This window comes from Oceanicella sp. SM1341 (assembly GCF_003448965.1).
Taxonomy (GTDB): Bacteria; Pseudomonadota; Alphaproteobacteria; order Rhodobacterales; family Rhodobacteraceae; genus Paroceanicella.
On the sequence record NZ_QRGC01000012.1, the window covers coordinates 1 to 18838 of the forward strand.

Annotated in this window: 15 protein-coding genes; 6 read left to right on the forward strand and 9 right to left on the reverse strand. The window is 71.5% G+C overall.

The genetic code is table 11. The features are described 5' to 3' along the window. Positions 1-542: hypothetical protein (locus D3P35_RS12380; protein ID WP_370031145.1), on the reverse strand; the 542-nt coding region annotated here is incomplete at its 3' end. A 12-nt stretch (positions 543-554) separates the two neighbouring features. Continuing rightward, complete coding sequence (gene greA, locus D3P35_RS12385) at positions 555-1025, reverse strand: transcription elongation factor GreA (RefSeq protein ID WP_118135050.1); 471 nt, start codon at positions 1023-1025, stop codon at positions 555-557. A 377-nt stretch (positions 1026-1402) separates the two neighbouring features. On the opposite strand from greA, the gene D3P35_RS12390 reads away from it, so the two are divergent. The 4 genes from D3P35_RS12390 to cysE all read left to right on the forward strand — a co-directional run bounded on the left by D3P35_RS12390 (position 1403) and on the right by cysE (position 7740). Continuing rightward, on the forward strand, positions 1403-3052 hold the full coding sequence (locus D3P35_RS12390; RefSeq protein ID WP_118135051.1) for an electron transfer flavoprotein-ubiquinone oxidoreductase: 1650 nt from the start codon (positions 1403-1405) through the stop codon (positions 3050-3052). Positions 3053-4029: 977 nt separating this feature from the next. Continuing rightward, positions 4030-5748 carry a tetratricopeptide repeat protein gene (locus D3P35_RS12395; protein ID WP_118135052.1) on the forward strand — a complete coding sequence of 573 codons (1719 nt, stop codon included), beginning with the start codon at positions 4030-4032 and terminating at the stop codon, positions 5746-5748. A 195-nt stretch (positions 5749-5943) separates the two neighbouring features. Then, complete coding sequence (locus D3P35_RS12400; protein ID WP_118135053.1) at positions 5944-6831, forward strand: 4-(cytidine 5'-diphospho)-2-C-methyl-D-erythritol kinase; 888 nt, start codon at positions 5944-5946, stop codon at positions 6829-6831. Between the two features lie 81 nt (positions 6832-6912). Beyond that, entirely contained in the window at positions 6913-7740 is an 828-nt protein-coding gene (gene cysE / locus D3P35_RS12405) for a serine O-acetyltransferase (protein ID WP_118135054.1), read from the forward strand. Between the two features lie 569 nt (positions 7741-8309). Here cysE and D3P35_RS12410 read toward each other — a convergent pair. The 7 genes from D3P35_RS12410 to D3P35_RS12440 form a co-directional block, all read right to left on the reverse strand. Continuing rightward, positions 8310-9632 carry a pyruvate dehydrogenase complex dihydrolipoamide acetyltransferase gene (locus D3P35_RS12410; RefSeq protein WP_118135055.1) on the reverse strand — a complete coding sequence of 441 codons (1323 nt, stop codon included), beginning with the start codon at positions 9630-9632 and terminating at the stop codon, positions 8310-8312. Between the two features lie 13 nt (positions 9633-9645). After that, entirely contained in the window at positions 9646-11013 is a 1368-nt protein-coding gene (locus tag D3P35_RS12415; RefSeq protein ID WP_118135056.1) for a pyruvate dehydrogenase complex E1 component subunit beta, read from the reverse strand. A gap of 15 nt (positions 11014-11028) precedes the next feature. After that, positions 11029-12018, reverse strand: a complete 990-nt coding sequence (pdhA, locus tag D3P35_RS12420; protein WP_118135057.1) for a pyruvate dehydrogenase (acetyl-transferring) E1 component subunit alpha — start codon at positions 12016-12018, stop codon at positions 11029-11031. Positions 12019-12218: 200 nt separating this feature from the next. Then, complete coding sequence (locus D3P35_RS12425; RefSeq protein WP_118135058.1) at positions 12219-12524, reverse strand: septum formation initiator family protein; 306 nt, start codon at positions 12522-12524, stop codon at positions 12219-12221. A 290-nt stretch (positions 12525-12814) separates the two neighbouring features. Further along, positions 12815-13744: a class I fructose-bisphosphate aldolase gene (locus D3P35_RS12430; RefSeq protein ID WP_118135059.1), complete on the reverse strand. Its 930-nt coding sequence runs from the start codon at positions 13742-13744 to the stop codon at positions 12815-12817. Positions 13745-13846: 102 nt separating this feature from the next. Then, positions 13847-15451, reverse strand: coding sequence for a hypothetical protein (locus tag D3P35_RS12435; protein WP_118135060.1), 1605 nt, complete (start codon positions 15449-15451; stop codon positions 13847-13849). Between the two features lie 145 nt (positions 15452-15596). Next, positions 15597-15788 carry a DUF4169 family protein gene (locus D3P35_RS12440; protein ID WP_118135061.1) on the reverse strand — a complete coding sequence of 64 codons (192 nt, stop codon included), beginning with the start codon at positions 15786-15788 and terminating at the stop codon, positions 15597-15599. Positions 15789-16036: 248 nt separating this feature from the next. Between D3P35_RS12440 and D3P35_RS12445 the strand changes: the two genes are divergently transcribed. Both D3P35_RS12445 and D3P35_RS12450 read left to right on the forward strand, forming a co-directional pair. Then, complete coding sequence (locus D3P35_RS12445; protein ID WP_118135062.1) at positions 16037-17050, forward strand: BMP family protein; 1014 nt, start codon at positions 16037-16039, stop codon at positions 17048-17050. Further along, the gene (locus D3P35_RS12450) at positions 17051-18601 is read left to right on the forward strand and encodes an ABC transporter ATP-binding protein (protein WP_118135063.1); all 1551 of its coding nucleotides are present in this window, start codon (positions 17051-17053) and stop codon (positions 18599-18601) included. Positions 18602-18838: the final 237 nt, after the last annotated feature.

Sequence of the window (18838 nt, forward strand, 5' to 3'; positions counted from 1 at the left end):
GGCGCGGCGCGGCCCATGCGGGCGATGGCCGCGCGGATCTCGCCGCGCTCGGCGGCGGTGGCGCGGGCCTCGGCGAGGATGGCGGCGCGCTGCTCCATCTCGGCCTGGCCCTGGGCCTCGAGCCGGGCGATGGCGTCGCGCAACTCCTCGCGCTCCTCGGCATTGGCGAGGCGCGCGGCCTGCACGAGGGCGGCGGCCATCTCGTCGGCCACGGGCAGCGCGCCGCGGCCGGCACCGCCTTCATGCACGGCCCGGGCGAGCGAGCGCGCCTCGGCCAGCAGGGCCTCGGCGCGCAGCGAGAGCAGGGTCGCGTACCACACCAGCAGCGGCGGCAGCACCGCGGCGAGCAGGAACAGGGCCACGTCGAGGAACAGCACCGGGCGGCCCTCGCCGCCGAAGGCGCCGAAGAAGCCGAGGGCATAGGCCAGCATCGCCACCAGCCAGATGGCGGTGAATGCCGCGGCGATGCGCGGGGCCCACGGGGCGCCCCCGCCGCCGAGGGCCGGGAGGCCGGGGCTCGAGGGACGATCGCTGCGGGCCATCAGGCTCTCCGTTCAGACAAACTTGACCGCGACGATCTCGTAGCTGCGCGTGCCCCCGGGGGTGCGCACCTCCACGGAATCGCCTTCTTCCTTGCCGATCAGCGCGCGGGCGATGGGCGATTTCATGTTGAGCAGGCCCGCGTCCACGTTGGCCTCGTACTCGCCGACGATCTGGAAGGTCTTGGACTCCTCGGTGTCCTCGTCGACGATCTCCACCGTGGCGCCGAACTTCACCGGGCCGGAGAGGCGCGCGGGGTCGATCACGTCGGCGAGGCTGATCACCGCCTCGAGCTCCTTGATGCGCCCCTCGATGAAGCTCTGCTTCTCGCGGGCGGCATGGTACTCGGCGTTCTCGCTCAGGTCGCCGTGCTCGCGCGCCTCCGCGATGGCCCGGATCACCGCCGGGCGTTCCACCGACTTGAGCTTCTTCAGCTCGGCGTCCAGGGCCGCGAAGCCCTTTGCAGTAAGAGGTATCTTTTCCATTGACCACTCCGGTCCGGTCGTCCGGGCCCCCCTGGCGGGCGGACCACAGGCGTTAAAATCATATGGCCACGCCCATGTCCCGGGCGCGGCCACACCGGCGAACCTAGGGCCGCCCCCCGGGATCTGCAAGCCTCCGCTTGGTCCTCTCTCCAGCTATCCGCATAAGCGTCCGTTTAGCAAGTCTCGGGGCTGCAACCGTGGCGCGAGGCGGGCCGGTGCGCGCCTTGCCGGGCGCCGGGCCGGCGGTGCGGGGCCTGTCGGAAACGTTATCCCGGCCGCGGCACCGCAAGCCCACAATTCGCCTTGAATGCGGCAGGGTGCTGCGCCAAGTTGCACGGCAACATTCTTGCGCGCAAGGACTTCGAAGGAGCCAGCAGATGACCGAAGCAACCCGCGAATCCATGGAGTATGACGTTGTCATCGTCGGGGCGGGGCCTGCAGGTCTCTCCGCGGCGATCCGCCTGAAACAGCTGGATCCGGAGCTTTCGGTGGTGCTGCTGGAGAAGGGCTCCGAGGTGGGGGCGCATATCCTCTCCGGCGCGGTGCTCGACCCCTGCGGCCTCGACGCGCTGATCCCCGACTGGAAGGAGAAGGGCGCGCCGCTCGCAACCCAGGTCTCCGAGGACCGTTTCCTGCTGCTCGGCCCCGCCGGGCACATCCGGGTGCCGAACTGGCCGATGCCGCGGCTGATGAACAACCACGGCAACTACATCGTCTCCATGGCCAATGTCTGCCGCTGGATGGCCGAGCAGGCCGAGGCGCTGGGGGTGGAGATCTTCCCCGGCATGTCCTGCTCCGAGCTGGTCTGGGGTGAGGACGGCACGGTGAAGGGCGTGGTGGCCGGCGAGTTCGGCATCACCGCCGAGGGCGAGAAGGGCCCGAACTACGAGCCGGGCATGGAGCTGCTGGGCAAGTACGTGATGCTGGCCGAGGGCGCGCGCGGCTCGCTCTCAAAGCAGGTGATCGCGCGGCACGGGCTCGACAAGGACGCCGAGCCGCAGAAATACGGGCTGGGCATGAAGGAGATCTGGGAGATCCGGCCCGAGAACCACAAGCTCGGCCAGGTGACCCACACCATGGGCTGGCCGCTGGGCAAGAACGCCGGTGGCGGCTCGTTCATGTATCATCTCGAGGGCAACCAGGTGTTCATCGGCTTCGTGGTGCACCTGAACTACGAGAACCCGCATCTCTTCCCCTACATGGAGTTCCAGCGCTTCAAGCATCACCCGGAGATCGCGAAGGTGCTGGAGGGCGGCAAGCGCGTGGCCTACGGCGCGCGGGCGATCACCGAGGGCGGCTGGCAGTCGCTCCCCAAGCTCACCTTCCCCGGCGGCGCGCTGCTGGGCTGCTCGGCGGGCATGGTGAACGTGCCGCGCATCAAGGGCAACCACAACGCCATGCTCTCGGGCAAGGCGGCGGCCGAGGCCGCGGTGGAGGCGCTGAAGGCGGGCCGCGAGGGCGACGAGCTCACCGCCTACGAGACGGCGGTGCGCTCCGGCCCGATCGCGGCCGACCTGAAGAAGGTGCGCAACGTGAAGCCGCTGTGGTCGGGCTTCGGGCTGACGGCGAGCCTCGCCTTCGGCGGGCTCGACATGTGGGTCTCCGAGCTCACCGGCTGGAACCCGCTGGGCACGCTGAAGCACGGCAAGACCGATGCCGAGGCCACCGGCCGCGCGCACCGCTACGAACCGATCGAGTATCCGAAGCCCGACGGGGTGCTGAGCTTCGACCGGCTCACCAACGTGAGCTTCTCCTTCACCAACCACGACGAGGACCAGCCGAGCCACCTGAAGCTCAAGGATCCCACGATCCCGGTGCGCTGGACCCTGCCGAAATATGCCGAGCCCGCGCAGCGCTACTGCCCGGCCGGCGTCTACGAGATCATCGAGGGTGACGACGGGCCGCGCTTCCAGATCAACGCGCAGAACTGCGTGCACTGCAAGACCTGCGATATCAAGGACCCGGCGCAGAACATCGTCTGGTGCACGCCCCAGGGCGGCGGCGGGCCGAACTACCCCAACATGTGAGCGCGCCGCCGGCCGGTGCGCGGGGAGGGGAGCCCTCCCGCCCGCTCCGGTCGGGTGCAGCCGCACCCTTCCTCGCCGTTGGGCCGGGCCGCGGGCTGCGCCCGCGGCGGCTCGGCAGGGGTTCCACCGCAGCGACGGGGCGGCGCCGCGAGGCGACGCGACGCGACGGGCGAGCCCAGGCTGCCCATGCCCGCGCACGGCGCTATCGGAAGGCGCGGATGATCGGGGGGCAGGGGCCGTGGCGGGGGGCGAGAGGCTACGCCGCTGGCCCGCCTGGTGCCGAGAGGCCGGCCCGCCCGTGCCCCGGAGAGATCTGGTTCCCGCAGCGTGAGCCGGTTCCGCACGCCCGGCCGGATCATGGTCTCCGGGAGGGCAGCGCACCCTGCCGGCCGGGAGCCACGCGCGCCAGGGGCGCACCGCCGCGCCGAGGCCGCCAGCCCCGCCCGTTGTCTTTCTGGCCGGCGCGGAGAGCTCGCAGGGACACGCCCGCCGGCACCCCCGCCGGCCCGGCGCAGGCCAGCGCTGCGCGTTGCATTCCCGCGGTGCCGCCGCGTGCCGCAGGCGCGCGGCCCGGCCCAACGCGGAGCGGCCCTGCGCCGCAGGCGCGGGGCCGGCGGAGGGGCGGGAGGGCCCCGTCCCGTGGCCGGGGGCTGCGGACGGCCGCTGCGCGTCCGGTTCCTTCCGTGCTCCGGCTTGCGCCTGCGCGGCCGGCGTCGGGTGTCGGCCCCGGTGCAGGCCGCCGCGGCCCGGCTGTTGCAGCGGGGTGACAGGCGCGCCGCGAAGGCGCCCGATGGCGTGGATGTGACCGCCGCGCCGTCGGTTGCGGTTGCACCCGGCAGGCGCGCGTGCCTAGCATGGCCCGATCGGGTGCGGCCGGCGGCCGGGCCCCAGTGCTCATGCGTCCGAATCGGCGGAAGGCCGGCCCGCGGGGCCGCGGCCCGCGCCGCACGGACGGTTGTTAGGAGACCGATGCCGTGATGCCCTTCGCACCGATGACCCGTATGGCCATGCCCTTCCTCCTCCTCGCCGGGATCGCCGTCCCGGGCGTGGCTGGGGCACAGGGGCTGGCGGGGGAGTATCTCGGTGCCCGCTACGCGGAACTCACCGGGGACATCTCCATGGCCGCGCGGCTCTACCCCCGCGCCGCCGCGCGCGACCCGCAGAACGCCGAGCTGATCGAGCGTGCGATGCTCTACCGCATCTCCGCGGGTGACGTGCCCGGCGCCATCGAGATGTCGGACCGGCTCGCGGCCCTCGCGCCGGACAACAACTACGTCTCCCTCGTCGCCGCCATCCGCGAGCTGCGCGCCGGTGCCTTCCCCAACGCGCTCGACCGGCTGGACGGGCAGGAGGACCTGTTCGGCCCCCTCCTGCAGGCGCTGATGAAGGGCTGGGCCCAGTCGGTGGACGACATGACCGCCGCCGACCTCACCTTCGACGGGCTCAACGGCAACGACACGCTGGAGGCCTATGGCTCCTACCACAAGGCGCTCGCCCATGCCGTGGCCGGCGACCTGGAGGGCGCGGCCGAGATCTTCTCCGCGCGCCGCCAGGACTTCCTCGGCCTCGACCGGCGCTCGCTGGTGGCGGAGGCGGAGGTCTATGCCGCCACCGGCCGCCAGACCCAGGCGCTGGAGCTGATCGACAACGCCTTCGCCCGCGGCCTGCGCGACCCGATGCTCAGCCGGCTGCGCGAGCGCATCTCCACCGGCGAGCCGGTGGAGTTCAACACGGTCGGCAACGCCACCGAAGGCGTGGCCGAGGCGCTCTACACCTTCGCCCTCGTGCTCGGCACCGGCGAGCAGAACCGCGGCTTCGCGGTGCTGCTGTCGCGCTTCGCGCTCTACCTGCGCCCGGAGCTGATCGACGCCCGCCTGCTCACCGCCGAGCTGCTGGAGAACGACGACCAGTTCGACCTCGCCATCGCCGCCTACGGCACCGTGCCGGCGGACGCGCCGCAGTTCCTGCGCGCCGAGGTGGGCCGCGCCTCCGCCCTCGACGCCGCGGACCGCACGGACGAGGCGATCGGCGTGCTCACCGGCCTCAAGCGCACCCACCCGGAGGAGCTCGCCCCGGTCACCGCCCTCGCCGACGCGCTGCGCAAGCAGGAGCGTTTCGCCGAGGCGGCGGAGGCCTATTCCGACGCCATCGCCCTCCTGCCCGAGGAGCAGCCCCGGCACTGGGTGTTCTACTACCAGCGCGGCATCTGCTTCGAGCAGTCCGACCAGTGGGACAAGGCCGAGGAGGACTTCCGCCACGCCCTCGCCCTGCAGCCCGACCAGCCGCTGGTGCTCAACTACCTCGGCTACTCGCTGGTGGAGAAGGGCGAGAAGATGGAGGAGGCGGAGCAGATGATCCGTTCCGCCGTCGACCAGCGCCCGGACGACGGCTACATCACCGACAGCCTCGCCTGGGTGCTCTACAAGCTCGGCCGCTACGAGGAAGCGATCGTGCCCATGGAGCGCGCGGTCGAGCTCGTGCCCTCCGACCCGATCCTGAACGACCACCTCGGCGACGTGCTCTGGAAGGTCGGCCGCAAGATGGAGGCCCGCTTCCAGTGGAAGCGCGCGCTGTCCTTCGACCCGGAGCAGGAGGACATTGCCCGCATCCGCCGCAAGCTGGAATTCGGCCTCGACTCCGTGCTCAAGGAGGAGATGGCCCGCTCCCCGGCAAAACCCGACGGCAAGGACGGCTGATCCGACCGGCGTGATCTCCCGCCCCGCCGGACAGCCCCGGCGGGGCATTCCGCGCCACCGCCCATGAGGCAACGGCTACAGGCGCTCTCCCGGGCAGGAATGTCGCGGGGCCGGAGGCCGGCGCTTCCCCGGCAGGGAAGCGGGTGCTTCCCGGAGGGGGGCCGGAATTTGCCCCCCCTACGCACCGATGAGCAGATGACCGACCACAGCACTCCCGCCGACCCCGCCCTCGCCCCCGGCGCCATCACCGTGGCGGCGCCGGCGAAGCTGAACCTCGCGCTGCATGTCACCGGCCGGCGCGGGGACGGCTATCATCTGCTCGACTCGCTGGTGGTCTTTCCCGGTCTCGGCGACCGGGTGACCGTGGCACCGGCCGAGGCGCTTTCGCTCGACATCACCGGCCCCTTCGCGCCCGGCCTCGCGGCGGAGGCGGACAACCTGGTGCTGCGCGCCGCACGGCTGCTCGGGCCCGGACGCGGCGCGCGCATCACGCTGGACAAGGCACTGCCGGTGGCCTCGGGCATCGGCGGAGGCTCCTCCGACGCCGCGGCCACGCTGCGCGCGCTCTGCCGGCTCTGGGACATCGCCATCGCCGAGGACGAGCTCGCCGCCCGCGCCCTCATACTCGGCGCCGACCTGCCGGTCTGCCTGCTCGGCCGCAGTGCCCGGATGTCGGGCATCGGCGAAGCCCTCGCCCCGGTGCCGGGCCTGCCGCCCTTCCACCTGGTGCTGGCCAACCCGGGCACGGGCGTGGCAACCGGCGCCGTCTTCCGTGGCCTCGCGGGCTTCGGCAGCCCGCTCGAGCCGTTGCCTCCGCTGCCCGACGCCGCGGCGCTGGCCGACTGGCTCTCGCGCCAGCGCAACGACCTCGAGGCGCCGGCGCGCGCGCTTTGCCCGCAGATCGACGAGACGCTGGCGCTGCTCGCCGCCGCCCCGGGCGCGCTGCTCGCCCGCATGTCCGGCTCGGGCGCCACCTGCTTCGCGCTCTTCGCCTCGGCGGGGGAGGCCGGCCGCGCCGCGCAGGCGCTGGCCGCCGCACGGCCCGGCTGGTGGGTGCGGCCCGCCCCGGTCACGTCTCTCTGATGCCTCGCATTCGGAGATTGCGCGCCTGGTCGCTCTCGGGCAATGATTGCACCCCCGTAAACCCGCCCGCGGAGAGCGTCGATGAAAGCCTCGAGATCGTCTGACCCCAAGCTCAGCACCATCGACCCGCTCTGGGCCCGCATCCGCCGCGAGGCCGACGAGATCGTCCGCCACGAGCCGCTGATGGCCTCGATGGTGCACGCGGTCATCCTGCATCACACCACCTTCGAGGACGCGCTGAGCTACCGGCTCACCCAGAAACTCGCCTCGCCGGACCTGCGCGAGCTTGTCCTGCGCGACATCATGGACGAGGCGCACGGCGCCGACCCCTCGCTCGGCGAGGCCGCCCGCGCCGACCTGATGGCGCATTTCGAGCGCGACCCGGCCTGCCACACCACCATCCAGCCGCTGCTCTACCTCAAGGGCTTCCAGGCGGTGCAATGCTACCGCATCGCCCACTGGATGTGGGAGCAGGGCCGCAAGGACATGGCCTATTTCATCCAGATGCGCACCTCGGAGATGTTCGGCGTCGACATCCACCCCGCCGCCCGCATCGGCCGCGGCCTGATGATCGACCACGCGCATTCCATCGTGATCGGTGAGACCGCCGTCGTGGGCGATGATGTCTCGATGCTCCATTCCGTCACCCTCGGCGGCACCGGCAAGGAAGACGGCGACCGACACCCGAAGGTGGGCAACGGCGTGCTGATCGGCGCCGGCGCCGAGGTGCTGGGCAACATCTCCATCGGCAACTGCAGCCGCATCGCCGCCGGCTCCGTGGTGCTGCGCGACGTGCCGGCCTGCAAGACCGTGGCCGGCGTGCCGGCCCGCATCGTCGGCGAAGCCGGCTGCTCGCAGCCCGCCCTCACCATGAACCAGATCCTCGGCGAGGCCTTCGGTCTCGACTGAGTGCCTGCGGCACGGCCGGGCCCGAGTGGTGCGCCCCGCGTGATCGGTGGCCGCTGACCCCGGGGGTTCGTACCGTCCCCGACGGCTCCGCTGGGCGGGAAGCCGGGAGGCCCCGGGTCAAGGCCCGGGGCGCCGGGGCGTGGGATGGGCAGCCATCCCCCCCCTGCGAGCGAGGCGATGGCTTCGGCGCCCGTGCCAGCGCCTGTCCGCGAGCCGGACCGGAAGGCGGAACCCGCAACCGCCCATGGCGACCTGCCGCACCGCCCGGGCCAGGCGCCGGGCCGGGTGCTCACTTCGCGGTGACCATCCAGCGGCCTGACACGCGTCCGGCCGGGCCGCTCCCGGCTCCCTGTCCGCCCACTGCCCGGCGGCTCGGGAAACGGAGCGCTCCGGTCACCAGCCCGTACCCCGCTGTCCCGGGCCCCGACCCGGGACCTCGCGCCACCAGCCGAACCGGCCGGCCCATGCGATGCCAGCGCAACCGGCACTCCACCACGCCACGGCCTCCGGAAACGCGAAGAGCCCGGACCTTCCGGCCCGGGCTCCCGCATCTCGTCGCTGTCGCCGGTTCAGGCGAGCATCGCCATCGGGTCTTCCAGCAGCGGCACGAAGGCCTGCAGGAACTCGGCCCCGAGCGCGCCGTCGATCACCCGGTGATCGACCGAGAGCGTCACCGACATCACCGTCGCCGGCACGATCTGGTCGCCCTCGACCACCGGCTTGCGCAGGCCGGCGCCGACCGCGAGGATCGAGCCATGCGGCGGGTTGATCACCGCGTCGAAGTTCTCGATGCCCATCATCCCGAGGTTGGACACCGCGAAGGAACCGCCCTGGTATTCATGCGGCGCGAGCTTCTTCTCACGCGCCCGGGTGGCGAGGTCCTTCATCTCGGCGGAGATCGCCGAGAGGGTCTTCTGGTCGGCGTCCTTGATCACCGGCGTGAACAGCCCGCCGGGGATGGCCACGGCCACCGCCACGTCGGAGCGCTGGAACTTCAGCACCCGGTCACCGGCCCAGACCGCATTGCAATCCGGCACCTGCTGCAGGGCGATGGCGGAGGCCTTGATGATGAAGTCGTTCACCGAGAGCTTCACGCCCCGGCCCTCGAGGCTCTTGTTGAGCTGGGCGCGGAAGGCGAGCAGGGCATCGAGCTTCACCTCGCGGCGGAGGTAGAAATGCGGGATGGTCTGCTTGGCCTCGGTGAGACGCGCGGCGATGGTGCGCCGCATGCCGTCGAGCTTCACTTCCTCGAAAGCGCGACCCTCGTACATCTTCGCGACCGCGCTCGCGTCCGCGGGTTCGGCCTTCGCCGGGCTCGGGGCCGGAGCGGCCACGGGAGCAGCCGCAGCGGCCTCGGGCTTCGCACCGGGCTTCGCGTTCTCCACATCGGCCCTCACGATGCGGCCGCGCGGGCCGGAGCCCTTGATGGCCGCGAGGTCGAGCCCCTTCTCCGCGGCGATGCGCCGGGCGAGGGGGGAGGCGAACACCCGGTCGCCGTCCTTCTCCGGCGCCGGCGGGGCGGAGCCCGCGGCGGCCGGCACGGCGGCGGCGTCCGAGGAGGCCGGGGCAGGGGCCTCCTGCTTCGGAGCCTCTTCCTTCGCCTTCGGGGCGGAGCCGGAGCCCGCACCTTCCAGCGCCGAGGCGTCCTCGCCCTCCTCCAGCATCAGTGCGATCAGGCTGTTCACCTTCACGCCCTCGGTGCCTTCGGGAACCACGATCTTGCCGACAACACCCTCGTCGATGGCTTCGAACTCCATCGTGGCCTTGTCGGTCTCGATCTCGGCGATCACGTCACCGGAGGAGACGGTGTCGCCCTCCTTCACGTTCCATTTCGCCAGCGTGCCCTCTTCCATGGTCGGCGAGAGCGCGGGCATCAGGATTTCGATGGGCATCTTGTCCCTCCCCTCAGCGGTAGCAGACCGACTTGGCCGCCTCGACGACCTCGTCCGTGGTCACCAGCGCGAGCTTCTCGAGATTGGCGGCATAGGGCATCGGCACGTCCTTGCCGGTGCAGTTGATCACCGGGGCGTCGAGATAGTCGAACGCCTGCTGCATCAGCACCGCCGAGAGGTGGTTGCCGATGGAGCACACCGGGAAGCCCTCCTCGATGGTCACGCAGCGGTTGGTCTTCTTCACCGACTCGACCACCGCGCCGGTGTCCATGGGGCGCAGGCAGCGCAGGTCGATCACCTCGGCGGAGATGCCCTCCTCGGCGAGCCTGTCGGCGGCCTCGAGCGCGTACTGCATGCCGATGCCGAAGCTCACCAGCGTCACGTCATCGCCGGTGCGCCAGGTGCGCGCCTTGCCCAGCGGCACGGTGTAATCCTCGATCTCCGGCACGTCGAAGGACCGCCCGTAGAGGATCTCGTTCTCGAGGAAGATCACCGGGTTGGGGTCGCGGATGGCGGATTTCAGCAGGCCCTTCGCATCGGCGGCGGAGTAGGGCATGCACACCTTCAGGCCCGGGATCTGGGCATACCAGGCGGCATAGTCCTGGCTGTGCTGGGCGGCCACGCGGGCGGCGGCGCCGTTCGGGCCGCGGAACACGATCGGGCAGCCCATCTGGCCGCCGGACATGTAGAGCGTCTTGGCGGCGGAGTTGATGATCTGGTCCATCGCCTGCATGGCGAAGTTGAAGGTCATGAACTCCACGATCGGCCGCAGCCCGGCGAAGGCCGCACCGGTGGCGACACCGGCAAAGCCGTGCTCGGTGATCGGCGTGTCGATCACGCGCTTGGGGCCGAACTCGTCGAGCAGGCCCTGGGACACCTTGTAGGCGCCCTGGTACTCGGCCACTTCCTCGCCCATCAGCAGCACGTCGCCGCTGGCGCGCATCTCCTCGGCCATGGCGTCGCGCAGGGCCTCGCGCACGGTCTGCTTCTTGAAGGTGGTGCCTTCGGGCAGCTCGGATTCGACCGGCGCCTGCTTCGCCGCGGCCGGCACGGTCTGCGGCGCGGCGGCGGCGGGCTTGTCCTCCTCCTTCGCGGCGGGGGCAGGGGCCGCGGCGGGGGCGGCCTCGCCCTCCTCCTCGTCCTCGCCCTGCAGGGTGGCGATGGGCGTGTTGACCTTCACGCCCTCGGTGCCCTCGGCCACCAGGATCTCGGCGATGACGCCTTCGTCCACCGCCTCGAACTCCATCGTGGCCTTGTCGGTCTCGATTTCGGCGATCACGTCGCCCGAGGAGACGGTGTCACCCGCCTTCACGTTCCACTTGGCCAGCGTGCCCTCTTCCATGGTGGGCGAGAGCGCCGGCATCAGGATCTGGATCGGCATGTCTGTGTTTCCCCCTCAGGCGTAGATGTCGGTCCAGAGCTCGGACACGTCCGGCTCCGGGCTTTCCTGGGCGAATTTCGCCGCGTCGTTGACGACGGACTTGATGTCCTTGTCGACCGCCTTGAGTTCGTCCTCGGTGGCATGGTTGCCCAGCGTCAGCAGCTGGCGCACGTGCTCGATCGGGTCACGCTCCTCGCGCATCTTCTGCACCTCGTCGCGGGTGCGGTACTTGGCGGGGTCGGACATCGAGTGGCCGCGGTAGCGGTAGGTGTTCATCTCGAGGATGTAGGGGCCCTTGCCGGAGCGGCAGTGCTCCACCGCCTTCAGGCCGGCCTCGCGCACCGCGACCACGTCCATCCCGTCTACCGCCTCGCCGGGGATGCCGAAGGCCTCGCCGCGGGTGTAGTAGGCGGGCGAGGAGGAGGAACGCTTCGTCGACGTGCCCATCGCGTACTGGTTGTTCTCGATCACGAAGATGCAGGGCAGCTTCCACAGCGTGGCCATGTTGAAGGTCTCGTAGACCTGGCCCTGGTTCGCCGCGCCGTCGCCGAAATAGGTGAAGCTCACCTTTCCGTCCTCGCGGTACATGTTGGCGAAGGCGAGGCCGGCGCCGATCGGCACCTGCGCGCCCACGATGCCATGGCCGCCGTAGAAGGCCTTCTCGCGGCTGAACATGTGCATCGAGCCGCCCTTGCCCTTGGAGTAGCCGTCCTCGCGGCCGGTGAGCTCGGCCATCACGCCCTTGGGGTCCATGCCGGTGGCGAGCATGTGGCCGTGGTCGCGGTAGGAGGTGACGACCTGGTCGCCGTCCTTCGCCGCGGCCTGCAGGCCGACGACGACCGCCTCCTGTCCGATGTAGAGGTGACAGAACCCGCCGATGAGGCCCATCCCGTAGAGCTGGCCGGCCTTTTCCTCGAACCGGCGGATGAGAAGCATGTCGCGGTAGTAGGCGAGCAGCTCCTCCTTCGACGCATTGGGCTTCTTCTGCCCTTTGGCTGGCGGCATGTCGTCCTCCTTCGGTATCGCGTTTCCCGGGTGGTTTAACGTTGAACTATCTCAACCTTACCTGCATTTGCAAGCCGGCTCTCGCGCCTTGGGCGGGGAGCATTGCGCTTTCCGCCCCGGGGCGCAAGGTGGGAAACGGGTCAGCATTCCTGCCCCGCAGCGCGCGGAGCAGGTCCGTGACCCTTCAACATAGGGCGGGATCAGCGGATGACGATCTCGTCGGAGCGGGCGAAGCCGAGCACCTTGCGGGCCTGCTCGTCGAGCAGGTCGAGGTCGAGGAAATCGTCGGAGAGGCGGCGGACCTTGTTTTCCAGCGCGGCGCGCTCGGCGCGCATGTCGGCGAGGTCGGAGGTGAGCTCCTCCTCGTTGGCATGCAGCTCGATCTGGCGCGACAGGCCGTATTCGCCCTGCAGGGCGGCGAAGCTGAAATAGGCGATGGCCGCGAGAATCGCGAAGGAGTAGATCGCGCTGCCGATCGCTTTCGGGCCTGGGGTGATGCCTGCCATGCTTCTGCCTGTGGGCCGCCCGGGGGCGGCTGCTGCCGGGCCCGGGGTGCGGATGGTCCGCTAGCCGGGAATGTCTTCGCCTCTGGTCCGCCGCTTTTCGCGACGGTTGAGCGAATCATGCCAGATCATTGGGCGAAAGGGAATATTCCAGATGGTGGAAAGCCGCCCCGGGCGATCACGATTTCGCCGCCGGGCCGCGCGCGGCCGCGCCCCGGAACGAAAAGGACCTGCCGCGGGGGCGGCAGGTCCGGGAAGCGGGGCCGGGGCGCGGGCGCCCGGCGGAGCGAGGCTCAGGCCTTGCCCTTGTAGATGTCGACCAGCTTCGCGAGCAGGTCGAGCGCGTCCTCGCGCGAGCGCTGGAAGGAGTTGCGGCCGATGATCGAGCCGTTGCCGCCGCCGTCGCGGATGGCGCGGGCGTCGTCGTAGACCGAGTCGGCACCCTTCGAGGCACCGCCGGAGAACACCACGATGCGCCGGCCGGCGAAGGAGGCGTCCATGCAGTGCTTCACGCGCGCGGCCTGGGTGGCGATGTCGATGCCCTTGGCCTCGTAGACCTTCTTGGCCTCGCCCAGCTCCAGGTGGTCGGTGGAGAGCTTGATCTTGATGATATGCGCACCGAGCAGGGCGGCGATCTGCGCCGCGTAGGCACCGATGTCGATGGCGGTCTCGCCGTCCTTGGTGAGCGCCTCGCCGCGCGGGTAGGACCAGATCACGGTCGCCACACCCTTGGCGGCCGCTTCCTTGCGCATCTCGGCGATCTCCTCGAACATGCCGAGGCCCGCGGCGGAGCCGGGGTAGATGGTGAAGCCGATGGCCGCACAGCCCAGGCGCAGCGCGTCGTCGACTGAGGCGGTGATCGCCTGGTCCTTCGGCGCGGCGTCGGGGATGAGCGAGTTGGCCGAGTTTGCCTTCAGGATGGTCGGGATCTGGCCGGCATAGGTGTCGGCGCCCGCCTCGAGCATGCCCAGGGGGGCGGCGTAGGCGTTGAGCCCGGCGTCGATGGCGAGCTGGTAGTGGTAGAGCGGGTCATAGGCCGCGGGGTTCGGGGCGAAGGAGCGGGCCGGGCCGTGCTCGAAGCCCTGGTCGACCGGCAGAATGATCATCTTGCCGGTGCCGCCCAGCTTGCCGTTCATCAGCATCTGGCAGAGCTTGGCTTTGACGCCGGGCGTTTCACCTTCGTAGTTAGCAAGGATCTTCTGTACGATTCTGGTCGCGCGCATGGGCTGTCCTCGGGTCGTGGAAAGATTGTTGATTGGGTAACGTGGGTGTGAGCACCGGTCAAGCGGGCCGGGAGGGCCCGTTGACGCAGGTGCGGGCGGGATTCAGCGGCTTTTCTCGTGCAGGGCGGCGGCGATGCCGCCCTCGGTCCAGAGGTTGAGCGCCTGGGAGGCGGCGGCCTCGAAGGCGGCCGACCAGGCGCCCTCGCCGTCATTCGCCGCGCGGGCATCGAGACTGGTACGCAGGTTGGCGGCCGAGCGGTCACCCGCCGCGGCGGCGAGGGTGGTCCAGAGATAGGCGGTCTCGTAGCTGCGCGGGATGCCCCGGCCCAGCTTCGCGTCGATGGCGAGGCGGCGCATCATCGTGGGGTCGGCGGCCTCGAGCACCGTGGCGCGGCGCTTCTCCAGCCCGGGGTCGGGCGCCCAGCCGGCGAGCACGGAGGCCTGCGCGCCGCGGATCTGCGGGGCGGAGAGCCGGGCCTCGATGCGGTCGGCGAGGCCCATGGCGCCGGGGGCGCCGGCGGCGAGGGCGCGCAGGGCGTAGGAATAGGCAGATTCCGTCTCGCCGGTCTCCGACAGGCCGCGGGCGAGGGCGAGCGCTGCCTGCCGCTCGCCGGCATCGGCCATCGGCTTCAGGATCGCCACGGCGGCCGAGCGGTCCCGCGGGGCGCCGATGCCGCTCATCAGCGCGCGGCCGGCGGCGAGCCGGTCCTCGTCCGAGAGCTCCGGGTCGCCGGTGAGGGCGGCGGAGAGCAGCTCGGGGGCCAGCACCTCGTGCACCTCGGCCGGGCGGTTGCTCACCTTCGGCTGCAGCGCGTCGATCAGCGCCTCGGGCGTGGCGAACTGGGCGGCGCCGAGCCAGACCCCGCCCTCGGGCGCCGCCCGCACGGTGAGCTGGCTCTCCTCGGCGAGGAAGGTCTCCAGCCCCGCGACCAGCGAGGAGGTGAACTCCTGCGCCGCCGGACCGGGCGTGCCGGAGGGGCCGGCAAGCTGGTCGGTGAGGGCACTCTCGACGATCCTCGGCAGGGCGGCGGCATTGCCCACCGCGCTCTCGACCATCGGCTTCACCCGGCCCCAGGCGCCGCGGTTCTCCACCGAGGCCTCGAAGCTGCGCAGCAGGATGGAGGGGCGGGGCGCGGGCATCTCGTCGCCCGAGACGGCGTCGAACAGGCCGGTGAACCAGAAATAGTCGAAATCCGCCTCCAGGTTGAGGCTCAGCGCGTCGGTTAGCCCGGCCTGCACCGAGAGCTCGAGCCCGCCGCCCGGCAGGTCGTAGCGCGCGGTGATCACGGCCGCGTCGGAGCGGATGCCGTCATAGCCGAGGTCCTGCAGCGCGGCGCGCGGCGCGGGCATCAGGCAGAGCGGCGAGATGGAGAGGTCGGTGGTCTCGATCAGGCTGGCGATCCGGTCGCCCTCCACCGCGTCGCTGATCACCGCGCGGCCGAGCGAGATGGTGCAGCCCTCCTGCGCGGGGTCGGGCATGCGGGGGTAGAGCCGCAGGCCGGTGACGGTGAAATCGCCGCTCGCGGCATCACGCGCGATGCTCTCGTAGGTGAAATCGACGAAGGAGCGCGCGAAGAGCACCGCGTAGGTGCGCGTCATCCCGCCCAGCAGGTCGAGCACGCTGTCGGAGCTGCTCTGCGCAGTCGCGCCGAGGGGGGCGGCGGCCAGCCCGGCGGCGAGGCCGGCGGCGGTGATCAGTCGGGGCATTCTGTGTCTCGTTTCGGTCTGGCTGCGTGTGGGCGGGCATCTGCCGGCCGCTGCGCGGAGGGGGCGCGCGCGGCGGGCCGGGCGCCATGCTGCCGCGGGGATATAGCCCGGGGGGCGGCGCTGACCAGCGCGGGGCGGCGAAATCTCACTCGTCCCGCGGGCCCGGCTCGCGGCGGTGGGCCTCGAGCAGGCGGGCGGCCTTTTCGGCCCGGGCCTTCTCGATGTCCTTCCGGGCGCGGGTGCGGCCGAAGGCGACGGCGTTCTCGTCGGCCTTCGCCTTCTTCTCCGCCCGCGCCTTCTGCTTGCGGAAACGGTTGAGATTGATCGGTGTGGTCATCGTGCGCGTCTCCCGCTCCGGCCGGGGCAGTCTACACCCAAGCGCCGGGAGATGCCACGGCGCGCGGGGCCCGGAGGGGGGACGCCTGCCGGGGGCATCGAGCCCCCGGCAGGCGTGTCGCCGCGTGCCGCGTCTCCGGCGCGCGGCGGGGAGGCGGGTGCGTCCGCGGGCCCGGGCCGAATCTGTTTACCGGCGCGCCAAACGCGGCAAGTATGACCACCGGGTGAACAGTTTACACGGAGACTTGCATGTCCAGGACGTCTCTTGCCGTCTCGCGCCGCCATCTGCTCGCGTCTGTGGCGGGGCTGGCCGCGCTCTCGCTCGCGCCGCGGGCCCTGCGCGCCGCGACCCCGGTGAAGGTGGCCGCCATCTACACCGTGCCGGTGGAGCAGCAATGGGTGGGGCGCATCCACGAGGCCGCCGTGGCCGCCGCCGAGCGGGGCGAGATCGAGTACGTGTATTCCGAGTCGGTTTCGAACTCGGACTACGAGCGCGTGATGCGCGAATACTGCGAGGCGGGGCACGACCTGCTGGTGGGCGAGGTCTTCGCGGTGGAGGACGCGGCGCGCTCGGTGGCGATGGACTACCCGGACACCGCCTTCCTCATGGGCTCCTCCTTCAAGCCGGACCCGGCCTACCCGAACTTCGCCGTGTTCGACAATTACATCCAGGATGCCTCCTACCTCTCGGGCATCATCGCGGGGGCGATGAGCACCTCGGGCAACATCGGCATGGTGGGCGGCTACCCGATCCCGGAGGTGAACCGGCTGATGAACGCCTTCATGGCCGGCGCGCGGGAGATGAACCCCGACATCGCCTTCCAGGTGGCCTTCATCGGCTCCTGGTTCGACCCGCCCAAGGCCAAGGAGACCGCCTTCGCCCAGATCGAGGCCGGCGCCGACCTGCTCTACGCCGAGCGCTTCGGCGTGTCGGACGCGGCACAGGAGAAGGGCATCCTGGCCATCGGCAACGTGATCGACACGCAGGCCGACTACCCGGAGACGGTGGTGGCCTCCGCGCTGTGGCACTTCGAGCCCACGCTGGCGGCGGCGCTGGCCAGGGTGGCGGACGGCAGCTTCGGCGCCGATGACTACGGGGTCTATTCCTTCATGAAGGAGGGCGGCTGCTCGCTCGCGCCGCTGGGCAGTTTCGAGGGCAAGGTGCCGGGCGAGGCGATGGACCTCGTCGCCCAGCGCGAGGCGGAGATCCGCTCCGGGGCCTACACGGTCGAGATCGACGACAGCGAACCGAAGTCGAGCTGAATGCCCGGCCATGCCCCCCGGGAGGCGCTGCGCCTCTCGGGGATCACCCGCAGTTTCGGCGCGCTGAAGGCCAATGACGACATCTCCTTCGCCCTCGCGGAGGGGGAGGTGGTCGCACTTCTGGGCGAGAACGGCGCGGGCAAGACCACGCTGATGAACATCCTCTTCGGCCATTACGTGGCCGATGCGGGGCGGGTGGAGGTGTTTGGCCAGGCCCTGGCCCCGGGAGACCCGCGCGCCGCCATCGCCGCGGGCGTGGGCATGGTGCACCAGCATTTCACCCTGGCCGAGAACCTCACCGTGCTGGAGAACATCACGCTCGGCACCGGGCCCCTGCTGCGCCCGGCGCGCAAGGGCCGCGCGCGGGCGCGGATCCGCGCCCTGGGCGAGGAATTCGGCCTTGCCGTGGCGCCGGATGCGCCGGTGTCCTCGCTCTCGGTGGGCGAGCGGCAGCGCGTCGAGATCCTCAAGGCGCTCTACCGCGAGGCGCGGGTGCTGATCCTCGACGAGCCGACGGCCGTGCTCACCCCGATGGAGGCGGAGGCGCTCTTCGCCACGCTGCGCCGGCTGGTGGCGCGCGGGCTTTCGGTGATCTTCATCTCCCACAAGCTGCACGAGGTGCTGGCGATATCCGACCGCGTGGTGGTGCTGCGCCACGGCCGGGTGGCGGGCACGCGCGCGGTGGCCCGGACCAGCCGCGAGGACCTCACGGCGCTGATGGTGGGCGCCGAGGTGCCGCCGCCGGCGATCGCCCCCGCCCGGCCAGGGCCGGTGCGCCTCGCACTGCGCGGGGTCTCCACCCGTGGCGGCGTCGGCGGCCCGGGGCTGCGCGGGGTCAGTCTGGAGCTGCGCGGCGGCGAGATCACCGGGCTCGCCGGCGTATCGGGCAACGGACAGGCGGCGCTGGCCGGGCTCATCGCCGGGGCGCTGCGGCCCGTCTCCGGAGATTTCGAGATCGAGGGCGCGGCACCCGCGCGCTGGAGCGCCGCGGAGGCCGTGGCGCGCGGCATCGCCCGCATCCCGGAGGACCGCCACGCCGAGGGCGCCATCGACGCGATGAGCATCGCCGAGAACGTGATTTCCGAGCGGGTGCGCAGCCGTTTCTCGCGCCGCGGGCTGCTCGACCGGCGCGGGGCGCGGGCCTTCGCCGAGGCGCTGATCGCCGGCTACGACGTGCGCTGCCCGGGGCCCGATGCGCGCATCGGCCTGCTCTCGGGCGGCAACATGCAGAAACTCATCCTCGGCCGGGCGCTGGAGGGCGGGGGCGAAGGGGCGGAGCCCGCGGTCATCCTCGCCAACCAGCCGGTGCGCGGGCTCGACATCGGCGCGGTGGCGGCGGTGCATGCCCGGCTGCTCGACGCCCGGGCCCGCGGCGCCGCCATCCTGCTGATATCGGAAGACCTCGACGAGGTGCGCGCCCTCTCCGACCGCATCCACGTGATCTCGGAAGGCCGACTCTCGCCCGCCAGCCCACGCGGCGCGCTCTCGGTGCAGGAGCTCGGCGCGCTGATGGCCGGGCACGGCTTCGCGGAGGCAGCGCATGCGGGCTGAGGCCGTGACGACCATGTGCGCACCGGAAGGGACAGACCGGGGCGCCTCTGGCGGAGCGGAGCGCACGCCTTTGCCGGAGGTGGCGGGCCGGGGCGCTCCGCGACGCGGGGAGCGCGCATCCGGGCCGGTGCCCCGGGCGGCGGCACTGCCGGATCGGGATCGCCCTCCCGGTGCGGCTGCGCGCCCGTGTGCAGTGCGGGGCCGGGGGATGCCGGAGCGGCTGGCATCGGCGCAGGC